The organism is Amycolatopsis sp. NBC_01488 (assembly GCF_036227105.1).
GTDB lineage: Bacteria > Actinomycetota > Actinomycetes > Mycobacteriales > Pseudonocardiaceae > Amycolatopsis.
On record NZ_CP109434.1, the window covers coordinates 6,519,968 to 6,533,528 of the forward strand.

The window sequence follows — 13,561 nt, forward strand, 5'->3', positions numbered from 1 at the left end:
GTCCATTGAGGACTCGCTGTCACTCGGAAGTGTTGTCGCGGCGCGAATCGTCGGCACGCTGGTGACGTTTCGTAGCCGGAAATCACCCGAAGGGACGGGAACAGGTGTTCGAATCCGCGGTTAGGATAGAGGCATGTCCACGGCACTCCACAGACGTGACGGGCCCACCGCCACCCCACCTCGGCAGCGGGCCCGTCACCCCCGTCAGCGCTCGCGCAGCAGGAAGCGCTGGAGCTTTCCGCTCGCGTTGCGCGGCAGCGCGTCGATGAACCGCACCCGGCGCGGGTACTTGTACGGCGCGGCAACGGCTTTGGCGTGCTCCTGCAGGGCTTGCACGAGGTCCGGGCCGGGGGTGACGCCGGGGCGGAGCACGACGAAGGCGGTCACGAGCGCGCCCCGGTCCGGGTCCGGCGTGCCGACGACAGCGCATTCGCCGACGTCCGGGTGGCTGAGCAGCACCTCTTCGACCTCGGGAGCGGCGATGTTGTAACCGGAGGAGACGATCATGTCGTCGCTGCGCGCCACGAACCGGAAGTAGCCATCGGGTTCGCGGACGTAGGTGTCGCCGGTGATGTTCCAGCCGTCGCGGACGTAGTCGGCCTGTCGCGGGTCCTCGAGGTAGCGGCAGCCGGTGGGGCCCCGCACGGCGAGCAGTCCCGGCGTGCCGTCGGGCACCGGCGTGCCGTCGATGTCCAGGACGGCGGCGCGGAACCCGGGCACCACGGTGCCGGTCGTGCCGGGCCGGGCGGCTTCATCGGCGGCGGAGATGAAGACGTGCAGCATCTCCGTGCTGCCGATGCCGTCGATGAGCGGGTGACCGACGACGTCGCGGTACTGCTCGGCCACGGCTGCGGGGAGGGCTTCGCCGGCGGAGACGGCGCGGCGCACGCCTTTGAGGAGCGGGCCGTCCCCGGAGCCGAGGATCGCGCGGTAGGCGGTCGGCGCGGTGAACAGCACGGTCACCGACCGCTCGGCGACGGTCGAGGCCAGCTCCTGGGGAGTGGCGCGCTCCAGGAGGAGCACGGACGCGCCGGCGTGCAGCGGGAAGATCAGCAGGCCGCCGAGGCCGAAGGTGAACGCGAGGGGAGGGGTGCCGCAGAAGAGGTCGTCCGCGGTGGGCTTCAGGACGTGCCGGGAGAAGGTGTCGGCGATGGCGAGCAGGTCGCGGTGGAAGTGCATGGTGGCCTTGGGTGTCCCGGTGGTACCGGAGGTGAAGGCGAGCAGCGCGACGTCGTCGGCGGCGGTCGGCACGTCGGCGAACGTCGCCGGGTGCTTCGCGCAACGTTCGGCGAGTTCGGCGCCGTAGGAGACAACAGGCAGTCCGGGCGGCAGCTCGTCGAGCAGGCGCTCGTCGCACAGCGCGACGGACGGCCGCGCTCGGTCGACGATCTTGTCGAGCTCGTGCCGGCGCAGCATGGGCATCGTCGAAACGGCGACAGCGCCGGCCTTGAGGACGCCCAGCCAGCAGGCGGCCAGCCACGGCGTGTTGGTGCCGCGCAGCAGCACGCGGTTCCCGAGGACGACCCCGAGCTCGGCGGTGAGGACGTGCGCGATCCGGTTGGCGCGCGCGAGAACCTCGCCGTACGTCCACGTTTCGCCGAGCGAGCGCAGGCAGGGCCGGTCCGCGCCGAGACGGCCGATGGTGCCGTCGAGCAGTGTCGTGGCGGCGTTGAGCCGATCGGGGTAGTGCAGCTCGGGCAGATCGAAGACGAGCCGGGGCCACTGGTCCGCGGGCGGCAGCCGGTCGCGGCAGAACGAGTCGGCGTGCGCGCTGGGAGTAAGCCTCATGGCAGCTCCTCGGGTCGACCTGGACCTCGAGAAACCTAGCACTCGTTGCGACCGTCGAGAAGACGCAATGCTGCACGCTTGACGGCGGCGACGGACAGGCAATACCGCTCCGTCGACCGGGGGCAGCGCACAGTGACGGCCCGCGCGGGTGGAGAGCGCGTCCGTGGGTTTACCGCTGGACCGTCCTTAAAGGACAAAGGTCACTCCGCGGCGGGCGCGACCGTGGCGTCGGCCTGGCCGGCTCGGCGCAGGGAGTCCGCTACGAACCCGCTGCCTTTCAGCTCCTCGACGAGGTCGTGCAGGAAGGCGATCGTGACAGGTCGGCGGGTCGGCGTGGTCCCGACGGCCTGCTGGATCTGCATGAACCGCTCGGGAATCACCCGCGTCCCCGGATGCGAAGCGACGTAGGCGGTCATCGGCTGCCGGATCCCGGCCGCCACCTCCAGGCCCTGCTCCTCGAACACGGCAACGCCGTCTGCGCCGCGGACGATCGTCGCGTGCTCCAGCATCCGCGTGAGGAACAGGTCGTACGCCGACCCCTGCTTCACGCCGATCCGGACGCCCGCCCGGTCGACGTCGGCGGGCGAGCCGAACGGCGAGTCCGCAGGCACCACGTACACGCCTTCGATGACGACGTACGGCGCGGTGAAGGCGACCGAAGCCGCGCGCGCCGGCTCGATCGCCAGGAAGCACAGGTCGGCCGCCCCCGAGGTCAGCGCCTGGAACGACTTCCGGGCCGCGTCGAAGCACGCGAACTCCACGGGCACGTCCAACCGCGCCGCCACCTCGCGCGCGAGGTCGACCGTGACGCCCCCGGGTGCGTCCGGCGTCCCGTGGGCGAGCACCGGATTGCCGAGGTTGATGGCCGCGCGCAGAACACCGGTGGGCGCGAGGTCGGCGGAAAGATCTCCCATGACCGCCGAGAGTAACCGCGACGACAGCCCCGGGCGGCCCGAATGTTGCTCACACCACCGGCGGCCGGTCCCGCTCACTCCACCGGCATCCGGTCCGCGGTTGTCAGCTCGAAGACCGTCTCCTGCTCGTAGACCTCGCCCGGCCGCAGGACCGTGCTCGGGAAGTCCGGCCGGTTCGGCGAGTCCGGGAAGTGCTGGGCCTCCAGCGCGAACCCCGCGCCCGGACTGCCGAGGTGGTTACCCGAATAGAACTGCACGCCCGGTTCGGTCGTCCACATCGTCAACAGCCGCCCGGACGTCGGGTCCCAGGCTCGGGCGGCGAACGGCGATCCCTTGTCGAGGACCCAGTTGTGGTCGTAGCCGCCGCCGATTGCCAGCTGGGGGTCCGGGTCGGCGAGGCGGGCGCCGATCGGGGCCGGGTGGCGGAAGTCGAACGGTGTGCCGAAGACCGGTGCCGGGGCGCCGACCGGGATCAGGTCCTCGTCGACCGGGCAGTACGCGCGCGCGGCGATCGCCAGCGAATGGTCGTACACGGAACCGGCGCCGGCCAGGTTCCAGTACGTGTGGTTGGTCAGGTTGACGACCGTCGGCGCGTCCGTGGTCGCGCGGTAGCCGATGCGCAGCCGGGAGCCGAGGCGGTAGGTCACCTCGACCGCGAGGCGGCCGGGGTAGCCCTGGTCGCCGTCCGGGCTGACCAGCGTGAGCCGCACGCCGTCCGGGACCGGGGTTGCCGACCACACCCGCGTGTCGAACCCCGCCGGGCCGCCGTGCAGGCTGTTCTTCCCGTCGTTGACCGGCACCCGGTGCAGGACGCCGTCGAGGGCGAACGCGCCGCCCGCGATGCGGTTGGCGAACCGGCCGATCACCGCGCCGAGGAACACCCGCGGGGCGCCGGGCCGGTTGTTCGCGACGTAGCCGTCGAGGTCGGGGTGGCCCAGGACGACGTCGGCCGGCCGGCCGGAACGGTCCGGCGCCGACACGGACTGGATGACCCCGCCGTAGTCGAGCACGCGCACGGTGAGCCCGCCGGGCCGGGACAGCGTGAACCGGTGGACGTCGGTGCCGTCGACGCGCCCGAACACCTCCCGGGTGACTTCGGTAAGCGTCATCGGCGAACCCTCCGCAAGCGCTGTTAGCGCTAACAGCATGCGTGAGGCGGCGCCGTGCGGTCAAGGGTCCGTACCGGCGGCATCATCCGCCGCGGCGCCAAGCTGATCTACCCCTACGCCGAAGCCACCGTGCCGAAGGTGACCGTGGTCGTCCGCAAGGCCTATGGCGGCGGCTACGCGGTGATGGGCTCGAAGCACCTCGGCGCAGACGTCACCCTCGCCTGGCCCACCGCGGAGATCGCGGCGATGGGCGCAGAAGGCGCGGTGCAGGTGCTCTACCGGCGCGAGCTGGCCGAGCTGCCGCCGGAGCGCCGGGCCACGGCTCGAAGACGGCGGAAGCGCTGCACCGGGCCTACTGCGCGGCGGGTGTTCGCGAGCAGTGGCAGACGTACGTTGCGGATCACGCCACCGGAATCCTCGCCGGAAACGCCGACGCGCACCAGTGGATCGTCAAGCGCTTCACCGGAGAGCAGGCGCCGTCCAACTGCTGAGCACGGTGGACCGGCCCGGTCCCCGGCGTCAGACCTTGCTCGCGGCGAAGGCGGCAGCGTCGGAGGCGTCGCCGCCGTAGCTCAGGTGGGCCAGGAAGTTGGCGCCGCCCGGCTGGCAGACCGGATCGCCGTTGGCGCAGTAGTCCATGGTGCGGCTCTGGTAGGTCCCGGTCACCTGACGGCCGACCGCGCGGATCGGGTTGCCGAACAGCAGCACCGCCGCGATCCGCGGGGCCAGCTCGGGCGGGATGGTCGCGACGATCGGGCCGCCGACGACCGCGCCGTCGCTGCTGACGCCGAGCGAGTTGTCGACGACGTTGGCGCCCTGGGAGTAGCCGACCAGGACGAACCGCTGCTGCGGACAGGCGGCGGCCTGCGCCCTGACGTGGTTCACCAGGTCGGTGTTGCCCTTCTGCACCGACGCGGGCTCACCCAGGTCGGCCGGGTAGTTCACGGGGTAGCTGCTCAGCGAGCGCGGCCGCAGCGAACTCTGCACGGCCTGGTAGACGGGGTCGCCGACGACGAGGCCGAGCGTGCCCGGCTCGAACGTGCCGCGGGCGACCGGCACGTCGACGTCGGTGCAGGACGCGGCCGAGGCGGCCGGGGCGGTGGCGATGGCGAGGCCGGCGGCGGCGAGGCCGGCCGTGGTGACGGCGGAGAGCAGGACACGACTCATGGATGATCACACCTCTGGTGGCCGGAAACCGAATTCCCGCAAGCGCTTTCCCGAAAGGGATTCGTGCGGGTCACGGCAGCGTCGCAGTGACCGCCGATCGGAGGCAAGAAAAGATTTCCGGCCGCACCGGGAATTGTCTGGCGGGTGACAATCGGTCCGCTGTGGACGCTCAGGTGGCGTGCTGCCCGGCGTCGACGTGGTCCAGCAGAGCGGGGTCGAGACCGCGCAGGGCGGCCATCACGAACCCGGTGGCCAGTTCGCCCGCCGCGATCGGGTCGACGCCGGGGGAGTGGGAGACGTGCATCGCGGCCTGGCCGACCAAGCCGACCATCATCGCGGCGAGGAGGTCCGCACCGGGGCCGGGCGTGCGGCCGTGGGCGCGCAGGTGCGCCCGGACCCGGTCGACGACGTGGGTGGTGACGGTGTCGGCCAGCGCGCGGCGCTCGTTCGACATCTCGTCGACGGCGGAGTCGAACACCATGCGGAAGCTGTCCGGGTGGGCGCTCGCGTAGCTGAACATGGCCATCACGGCGAGCCGGACGCGTTCTTCGAGCGGAGTCGCGGCCGCCGTTTCGTAGGCGGTGAGCACCCAATTCCGCACCGCGGCGACCTCGCGCGTCACGGTGGCGCGGAAAAGCGCCGCCTTGTCGCCGAAATGCGCGTACAGGGTCGGCTTGGTGGTGTCGGCGCGTTCGGCGATCAGGCCCATGGTCGCCTGCGCGTAGCCGCGTTCGGCGAACACCGCGCGGGCGGCGTCGAGCAGTTCGCCGTCGGTCGGCCGGGCGGCCGTGCTCCGGCGGGTGCTGGATCGATCAGGGGAACTCGGCCGGCTCATGGCGGTGTACTGTACGGTCTCGCTGCTTTACCGCTCGGTAAAGCACACCCGCCCCCGTGGAGGGAACCTGGTGTCCGGCGACGGTGCTCGGCAGCAAGTCCCGGTGACGCAAGAGGTGTTCGGGCGCACGGAGCTGGCCGCGCTGATGCGGCCGGCGGTCCCGGCGCTGGTGGACTGGATCGTCCGGGAGGTGTGGCAGGCCGTCCCGGTGTACGCCCGCCACGGCCAGGTGACCCGGCACGGCGTCGAGTGCGCCGTGGTCCTCTTCGTCGACCTGGTCGAGGATCCGTTCGCGCCGCGGGACCGGCTGTACGAGACGTGCCGCCGCCTCGGCGCGGGCGAGGCCTACGAAGGCCGGACCCTCGACGACCTCCAGGCGGCGTACCGCCTCGGCACGCGCGCGGGCTGGCGCTGGATCATGCGCCTGGGCCGCCGGCACCGGCTGTCGTCGGCGGTGATGGCGCGCCTGGCGGAGATGTTGTTCGGCTACGCGGACGAGCTGGCCCGGATGTCGATCCGCGGGCACCGCGAGGCGCAGGCCGAGCTCGACGGCACGCAGGCGGGCCTGCGCCGCCGCCTGCTGCGGCTGGTGACCGGCCCGGTGGCGGTGACGGACGCGGTCCTCGCCGAGCTCGCGGCGGCGGCCGGGTGGCCGCTCCCGTCCGAAGTGGCGGCGGTGGCCCTGAAGTCCACAGTGGACCCGTCGTGGGGTCCCGAGGTGCTGGCCGACCTCGAGCCGCCGCAGCCGTACCTGCTGGTGCCGGCCCCGGTGGACGCACGGTTCTGCGCGTCCCTCGGCGTCCGGGCCGTGGTGGGGCCGCCGGTGTCCCCGGCGGCGTCGGCGCATTCCCTGCGCTGGGCGCGGGCGACGCTGCGGCTGGTGGGCGACGGCGCGCTGCCGGACGCCCCGGTGACGTGGTGCGCGGAGCACCTGACGACGCTGTGGCTGCTCGGTGACGCGCCGCTGGCGGACCAGGTGGCCCGCCAGGAGCTGGCGCCGCTGGCCCAGTTCCCGGAGCGCAGCCGGCGGCGGCTCGGCGAGACTTTGCTGTCGTGGCTGGAGAACGGCGGCAACTCGGAGAAGATCGCGGTGGATCTCTCGGTGCACCCGCAGACGGTCCGCTACCGCGTCCGGCAGCTGAAGCAGGCTTTCGGCGAGCGGCTGGAGGACCCGGAGGCGCGGTTCGCGATGCAGGCGGCGCTACGGGCGTCGGCGTTGCGGTCCCGGGGCGCGTGAAGGCCCTCCCGGCCGGGGACGCCGGCGAGGAGGGCCGTCACTTCAGTTCTTCACCAGCGCGGTCACGGCTTCGGCGAGCGGGGTGGTCGGGCGGCCGATGAGGCGGCGCAGGTCGCCGGACGCCGTCGCCAGCTCGCCCTCGGCGATCCCGCGGTCGGCGTCGGCCAGCATCGCCGCGACCGGGTCGGGCAGGCCGGCGTCGACGAGTGCCTGCCGGTACTGCTCGACCGGCAGGTTCTCGTACGTGACCGGAGTGCCCGCGGCGGCCGTCACCGCGGCGGCGAGGTCGGCGTAGCTCCACAGGTCGTCGCCCGCCAGCTCGTACACCTGGCCCTCGTGGCCTTCGCCGGTCAGGACCTCGACGGCTGCTTCCGCGAAGTCGATCCGCGGGACGCCGCCGAGCCTGCCTTCGCCCGCGGTTCCGGCGAAGGACCCGGATGCCAGCGCTTGGGCGACCGTCTGCGCGTAGTTCTCGGTGTACCAGCCGTTGCGCAGGAACGTGAACGGCACGCCCGACGCCCGGATGGCCTCTTCGGTGGCCTTGTGGTCCGGCGCGAGCGACAGCTTCGTCGTGTCGGCGGCCAGAATGCTCGTGTACGCGAGGTGGCCGACGCCGGCCTCGCGGGCGGCCGCGACGACGGCTTCGTGCTGGGCCAGCCGTCCGCCGGGGGTGCTGCTCGAGATCAGCAGCACCTTGTCCGCTCCGGCGAACGCCGTGGCGAGGCTCGCCGGATCGTCGTAGTCGGCGCGGCGCACCTGCACGCCGCGCGCGGCGAACTCGGCGGCCTTCTCCGGGTCGCGCACGGCCGCGACGACGTCGGCGGCCGGGACCTTCTTCAGCAGGCCTTCCACGACCAGGCGGCCGAGCTGGCCGGTGGCTCCGGTGACCACGATCATCTGCTTCTCCTCGCTCCTGGGTTGCTTACCGACAGAGTGTACTAACTCTGAGAAAGTGCAAACTGTTGGTGAGCATCCTCACCTGGGCGTCCCCGTTCGGCGAGGTACCGTTGACGGCATGACCGAGGCGCCGGAGTGGCTGGACGAGCACGGACAGGTGGTGTTCGACGTGTTCGCGCAGGCGTGCACGTCCCGGGCGACGCTCGAGCACATCACCGGCCGCTGGGGGATCCTGGCGATGGCCGCGCTCCACGACGGCACCCTCCGGTTCAACGCCCTGCGCCGCCGCGTGTCGGGCGTCAGCGAGAAGATGCTCGCCCAGACGCTGCAGGCCCTCGAGCGCGACGGCTTCGTGCACCGCGAGGCCCAGCCGACGATCCCGCCGAAGGTCGAGTACAGCCTGACCCCGCGCGGCCGCCGGACCGCGGCGCTGCTGCTGGCGCTCATCCAGGACGTCGAGGGTCAGATGCCCGAGGTCATGGAGTCCAACGCGACGTACGACGCGGCGAAGCGCGACTCGTAACCGGTTCTGGCCGTTCCACCCGGGCTCAGGCTCGCACACCTTGCCCAAAGTTGGAACGTGTTCTAGTTTTGTGACGTGCAGACCGATCTGGGCTTGTCCGGCGCCGTCGTGCTCGTCACCGGCGGCGTCCGCGGCGTGGGCCGGGGCATCAGCGACGTGTTCCTCGCCCACGGCGCCCACGTCGTCACCTGCGCCCGCCGCGAAACCGCCACGAACGCGGAGTTCCACGCCTGCGATGTCCGGGACGAATCGCAGGTCGAAGCCTTGATCAAGCGGATCGTCGCCGATCACGGCCGCTTGGACGTCGTAGTGAACAACGCGGGCGGCGCCCCCTACGCTCCGGCAGCCACCGCGTCGCCGCGGCTGCACGAGAAGATCGTCCAGCTGAACCTGCTGGCCCCGCTGCTGGTCTCGCAGCACGCCAACGCCGTCATGCAGCGCCAGGACAGCGGCGGCGCCATCGTGATGATCTCCAGCGTCAGCGGCACCCGCGCGTCACCCGGGACCGCCGCCTACGGCGCCGCGAAGGCCGGGCTCGACAACCTCACCGCCAGCCTCGCCGTCGAGTGGGCGCCGAAGGTGCGCGTCAACGCGCTCGACGTCGGCATGGTGCGCACCGAGCAGGCCCACCTGCACTACGGCAGCGAGGCCGCGATCGAGGCCGTCGGCAAGACCGTGCCGCTCGGACGGCTCGCCGAGCCCGAGGAGGTCGGCGCGTGCGCCGCGTTCCTCGCCTCCGGCCTGGCTTCCTACGTCTCCGGCGCGACCCTGCGCGTCCACGGCGGCGGTGAGGTCCCGGCGTTCCTCGCCGCGGCCGACGTCAACCAACGGGAGGATTCGTGAGCGGGTTGTGCCAGGACCGGGTGGTCGTGGTGACCGGCGCCGGCCGCGGCATCGGACGGGCCCACGCGCTCGCCTTCGCCGCCGAGGGCGCGCCGGTGGTGGTGAACGACGTGGACGGCGACGCGACCGCCGGAGTCGTCGCCGAGATCGAGGCCCTGGGCGGGCAGGCGGTGGCGAACACCTCCGACGTCGCCGACTGGGCCGGGGCGAGGGACCTGATCGGGACGGCGCTGGCGCACTTCGGCCGCCTGGACGTGCTGGTCAACAACGCGGGGTTCGTGCGGGACCGGATGCTGGTCAATCTCGGCGAGGACGAGTGGGACGCGGTGGTCCGCGTGCACCTGAAGGGACATTTCGCGCCCTTGCGCCACGCCGCGGACCATTGGCGGGCCGAGGCGAAGGCCGGGCGGGTGCCGAGTGCCCGGGTGATCAACACGAGTTCGGGTGCCGGGCTGCTCGGCAGCGTCGGCCAGGGCAACTATTCGGCGGCGAAGGCAGGGATCGCCGGCCTGACCGTCGTGGCGGCGGCCGAGCTGGCGCGCTACGGGGTGACGGTGAACGCGATCGCGCCGGCCGCGCGGACCCGGATGACCGAGGCGGTGTTCGCGTCGATGGCGCGTCCGGACGCCGGCTTCGACGCGATGGCGCCGGAAAACGTGTCGCCGCTGGTGGTCTGGCTGGGCAGCGAGGAGTCCTCGCAGGTGACCGGGCGGGTGTTCGAGGTCGAGGGCGGCAAGGTCTCCGTGGCGCAGGCCTGGCGGCACGGCCCGGCCGTGGACAAGGGCGACCGGTGGGATCCGGCCGAACTCGGCCCGGTGGTGAAGGACCTGCTCGAGCGCGCGCCCGAGCCCGAACCCGTCTACGGAGCGAGCTGATGGGCATCCTCACCCAACGCGACGCGCACATCGAGACCGTCACGGTCGACTTCCCGCCGGTGAACGCGCTGCCCGTGCGGGGCTGGTTCGACCTGGCCGACGCGATCACGCAGGCGGGCCGTGACCCCGACGTGCACGTCGTGATCCTTCGCGCGGAAGGCCGCGGGTTCAACGCGGGCGTGGACATCAAGGAGATCCAGCGCAGCGCGGGCTACGACGCGCTGGTCGGCGCGAATCGCGGCTGCTACGCAGCTTTCGGGGCCGTCTACGACTGTGAGGTCCCGGTCGTCGTCGCGGTGCACGGGTTCTGTCTCGGTGGCGGGATCGGGTTGGCCGGCAATGCGGACGTGATCGTGGCGTCCGAAGACGCGACCTTCGGTGTCCCCGAAGTGGAACGCGGCGCCCTCGGCGCGGCGACCCACCTCGCCCGGCTCGTGCCGCAGCACCTCATGCGCACCCTCTACTTCACCGCCCGCACCATCACCGCCGCCGAGCTGCACGCGCACGGCTCGGTCTACCAGGTCGTGCCGCGCGCGGAGCTGGACGAGGCCGCGCTGGCCGTCGCCCGCGACATCGCGAAGAAGGACCCGCGGGTCATCCGGGCGGCGAAGGAAGCGCTGAACGGCATCGACACCCAGCAGGTGCACCGCAGCTACCGGTTCGAGCAGGGCTTCACCTTCGAGCTGAACCTGCTCGGCGCGTCCGACGAAGCCCGCGAGGAGTTCTTGAATGGCCGATAAGCGCACGACCGCCGACGACGTCGCGGCGGAAATCCGCGACGGCATGACGCTCGGCATCGGCGGGTGGGGCTCCCGGCGCAAGCCGATGGCGCTGGTCCGCGCGATCCTCCGCACGCCCGTACGCGAGTTGACCGTGGTGTCCTACGGCGGCCCGGACGTCGGCCTGCTCTGCGCGGCGGGCAAGGTGAAGCGAGTCGTGTTCGGGTTCGTCACGCTCGACTCGATCCCGTTCGACCCGTGGTTCGGCCGGGCTCGCGAGACCGGCGCGATCGCCGTCACCGAGTACGACGAGGGCATGTTCGGCGCGGCGCTTTCGGCGGCGGCGCAACGGCTTCCGTTCCTGCCGACGCGCGCCGGGCTCGGTTCGGAGGTGATGCGCGCCAACCCGGACCTGCGGACCGTGCGCTCGCCCTACGCCGACGGCGAGGAGCTGGTTGCGGTGCCCGCGCAGCACCTGGACGTCGCGCTCGTGCACCTCAACCGCGCCGACGCCCGCGGCAACGCCCAGTACCTCGGCCCGGACCCCTACTTCGACGACCTGTTCTGCCTGGCCGCGGACAGGCGGTTCGTGTCGGTCGAGAAGGTCGTCGACACGCCCGAGCTGATGGCGGGCGGGCCGGTGCAGTCGCTGCTGCTCAACCGGGGCGCGGTCGACGGCGTCGTCGAGGCGCCGCGGGGTGCGCACTTCACGACGGCGGTGCCGGACTACGGGCGCGACGAACGGTTCCAGCGGCACTACGCCGCCTGCGCGAAGGATCCCGACGCGTGGCCGGGGTTCGTGGACCGGTTCCTGTCCGGCGACGAGCGCAGCTATCTGTCCGAAGTGGACAAATTCGAGGCGGAGGCGGCATGAACGTGACCCGGGCCGAGATCGCCGTGGTGGCGGTGGCCGAGCTGTTCCGCGGCGATGGCGAGATCGTGGTCAGCCCGATGGGCCTGATTCCGCAGCTCGGCGCGAAGCTCGCACGGCTGACGTTCGAACCGGACCTGCTGATGTCGGACGGCGAGGCGTACCTCGTCACCACCGACGGCGTCGTCGAGGGCTGGCAACCGTTCCGCAAGATGCTCGACACGATCGTTCCGCACGGGCGGCGGCACGTCGTCATGGGCGCCAACCAGATCGACCGGTACGGCAACCAGAACATCTCCGCCATCGGCGACCACGCCCGTCCGGCGAAGCAGCTGCTGGGCGTGCGGGGTGCGCCGGGCAACACGGTCAACCACCGCACCAGCTACTGGGTGCCGCGGCACGGCAAGCGGATCTTCGTGGACACGGTGGACGTCGTTTCCGGGGTCGGCTACGACAACGCGGCGAAAGCCGGGCCGTCGGCGGAGAAGTACCACGACGTCCACCGGGTCGTCACCAACCTCGGCGTGTTCGACTTCGCCACCCCCGACCACTCGATGCGGGCGGTGTCACTCCATCCCGGCGTCACTCGCGACGAGGTCGCGGCGGCCACGACGTTCGAGATCGACTTCTCGAGCGCCGAGACCAGCCGCGAGCCGACCGACGAAGAGCTGCGGCTCATTCGTGCGGTCGTCGACCCGAAGAGCTTGCGCGACAAGGAAGTCCCGGCGTGAAGACGGCGCTCACCGAGTTGGTCGGAGTCGAGCACCCGGTCGTGCAGACCGGGATGGGCTGGGTCGCCGGCCCGCGGCTCGTCTCGGCGACCGCCGACGCGGGCGCGCTCGGCATCCTCGCCTCGGCCACGATGACCTTCGGCGAGCTGGAAGCGGCCATCGCCGAAGTGAAGAAGCGCACGGGCAAACCGTTCGGCGTGAACCTCCGCGCGGACGCGGCCGACGCCGCCGACCGCGTCGACCTGCTGATCCGCGAAGGCGTCAAGGTGGCGTCGTTCGCGCTCGCGCCGCGCAAGGAGATGATCGCGAAGCTGCGGGACCACGGGATCGTCGTGATCCCGTCGATCGGTGCCGCGCGGCACGCCGAGAAAGTCGCCGCCTGGGGCGCCGACGCCGTCATCGTCCAAGGTGGCGAGGGCGGCGGGCACACCGGGGGAGTGGCGACCACGCTGCTGCTGCCGTCAGTGCTGGACGCCGTCGACATCCCGGTCGTCGCCGCCGGTGGCTTCTTCGACGGCCGCGGGCTCGCCGCGGCCCTCGCGTACGGCGCGGCGGGCGTGGCGATGGGCACCCGGTTCCTGCTGAGCAAGGAGAGCACGGTCCCCGACGAGGTCAAGCGCGTCTACCTCGAGCAGGGGCTCACCGGGACGGTCGTCACCCGGCGCGTCGACGGCCTGCCGCACCGCGTGCTGCGGACCGACCTCGTCGAGAAACTCGAGCACACCGGCCGGCTGCGCAGCCTGGCGCAGGCCGCGCGCAACGCCCTCCGGTTCCGGAATATCACCGGACTGTCCCCGGTTGCGATGGTCAGGGAAGGCCTCGCGATGAAACACGGCCAGGACCTGACGTGGAGTCAGCTGGTCATGGCGGCCAACACTCCCATGCTGTTGCGCGCCGGGCTCGTCGACGGCCGCACGGACGCGGGAGTGCTAGCGTCGGGGCAGGTGGTGGGCATGATCCACGACCTGCCCACGGTGGCCGAGATCGTCGGGGGCACAGTGGTCGAGGCGGGTGAGATCCTGCGCCGTCTCGGCCGGCCAACGGGAGGATGA

The 13,561-nt window shown here is 72.0% G+C and carries 14 protein-coding genes and 1 pseudogene; 9 read left to right on the top strand and 6 right to left on the bottom strand.

Annotated elements, in window-relative coordinates; all coding sequences use genetic code 11:
• Positions 1-204 precede the first annotated feature (204 nt).
• The 3 genes from OG738_RS30960 to OG738_RS30970 form a co-directional block, all read right to left on the bottom strand.
• Positions 205-1,788 carry an AMP-binding protein gene (locus OG738_RS30960; RefSeq protein WP_329046213.1) on the bottom strand — a complete coding sequence of 528 codons (1,584 nt, stop codon included), beginning with the start codon at positions 1,786-1,788 and terminating at the stop codon, positions 205-207.
• 200 nt (positions 1,789-1,988) lie between these two features.
• Positions 1,989-2,702, bottom strand: a complete 714-nt coding sequence (locus tag OG738_RS30965; RefSeq protein WP_329046215.1) for a transporter substrate-binding domain-containing protein — start codon at positions 2,700-2,702, stop codon at positions 1,989-1,991.
• A gap of 74 nt (positions 2,703-2,776) precedes the next feature.
• On the bottom strand, positions 2,777-3,811 hold the full coding sequence (locus tag OG738_RS30970; RefSeq protein ID WP_329046219.1) for an aldose epimerase family protein: 1,035 nt from the start codon (positions 3,809-3,811) through the stop codon (positions 2,777-2,779).
• Between the two features lie 78 nt (positions 3,812-3,889).
• Here OG738_RS30970 and OG738_RS30975 point away from each other — a divergent pair.
• Positions 3,890-4,108, top strand: a pseudogene (locus OG738_RS30975) (carboxyl transferase domain-containing protein); the annotation flags it as partial.
• A gap of 222 nt (positions 4,109-4,330) precedes the next feature.
• Here the strand turns inward: OG738_RS30975 and OG738_RS30980 are convergent.
• Both OG738_RS30980 and OG738_RS30985 read right to left on the bottom strand, forming a co-directional pair.
• On the bottom strand, positions 4,331-4,978 hold the full coding sequence (locus tag OG738_RS30980) for a cutinase family protein (RefSeq protein WP_329046222.1): 648 nt from the start codon (positions 4,976-4,978) through the stop codon (positions 4,331-4,333).
• A 169-nt stretch (positions 4,979-5,147) separates the two neighbouring features.
• Positions 5,148-5,813, bottom strand: coding sequence for a TetR/AcrR family transcriptional regulator (locus OG738_RS30985; protein WP_329046224.1), 666 nt, complete (start codon positions 5,811-5,813; stop codon positions 5,148-5,150).
• Between the two features lie 103 nt (positions 5,814-5,916).
• On the opposite strand from OG738_RS30985, the gene OG738_RS30990 reads away from it, so the two are divergent.
• The gene (locus tag OG738_RS30990; RefSeq protein WP_329046226.1) at positions 5,917-7,050 is read left to right on the top strand and encodes a helix-turn-helix domain-containing protein; all 1,134 of its coding nucleotides are present in this window, start codon (positions 5,917-5,919) and stop codon (positions 7,048-7,050) included.
• Between the two features lie 42 nt (positions 7,051-7,092).
• On the opposite strand, the gene OG738_RS30995 is transcribed toward OG738_RS30990, so the two are convergent.
• Entirely contained in the window at positions 7,093-7,947 is an 855-nt protein-coding gene (locus OG738_RS30995) for an SDR family oxidoreductase (protein WP_329046229.1), read from the bottom strand.
• 118 nt (positions 7,948-8,065) lie between these two features.
• On the opposite strand from OG738_RS30995, the gene OG738_RS31000 reads away from it, so the two are divergent.
• From OG738_RS31000 to OG738_RS31030, 7 genes are all read left to right on the top strand, one after another.
• Positions 8,066-8,470 (top strand): winged helix-turn-helix transcriptional regulator, encoded by a 405-nt coding sequence (locus OG738_RS31000; protein ID WP_329046232.1) that lies wholly within the window; start codon positions 8,066-8,068, stop codon positions 8,468-8,470.
• A gap of 75 nt (positions 8,471-8,545) precedes the next feature.
• A complete protein-coding gene (locus tag OG738_RS31005; RefSeq protein WP_329046233.1) occupies positions 8,546-9,313 on the top strand; it encodes an SDR family oxidoreductase in 768 nt (255 codons plus the stop codon).
• The gene (locus OG738_RS31010; protein WP_329046235.1) at positions 9,310-10,188 is read left to right on the top strand and encodes an SDR family oxidoreductase; all 879 of its coding nucleotides are present in this window, start codon (positions 9,310-9,312) and stop codon (positions 10,186-10,188) included. Before OG738_RS31005 ends, OG738_RS31010 begins: the two co-directional genes overlap by 4 nt.
• Positions 10,188-10,928, top strand: coding sequence for an enoyl-CoA hydratase family protein (locus tag OG738_RS31015; protein WP_329046236.1), 741 nt, complete (start codon positions 10,188-10,190; stop codon positions 10,926-10,928). Before OG738_RS31010 ends, OG738_RS31015 begins: the two co-directional genes overlap by 1 nt.
• On the top strand, positions 10,918-11,781 hold the full coding sequence (locus OG738_RS31020) for a CoA transferase subunit A (protein ID WP_329046237.1): 864 nt from the start codon (positions 10,918-10,920) through the stop codon (positions 11,779-11,781). Before OG738_RS31015 ends, OG738_RS31020 begins: the two co-directional genes overlap by 11 nt.
• Positions 11,778-12,509 (top strand): CoA-transferase subunit beta, encoded by a 732-nt coding sequence (locus OG738_RS31025; RefSeq protein WP_329046240.1) that lies wholly within the window; start codon positions 11,778-11,780, stop codon positions 12,507-12,509. Before OG738_RS31020 ends, OG738_RS31025 begins: the two co-directional genes overlap by 4 nt.
• Positions 12,506-13,561, top strand: coding sequence for an NAD(P)H-dependent flavin oxidoreductase (locus tag OG738_RS31030; protein WP_329046241.1), 1,056 nt, complete (start codon positions 12,506-12,508; stop codon positions 13,559-13,561). Before OG738_RS31025 ends, OG738_RS31030 begins: the two co-directional genes overlap by 4 nt.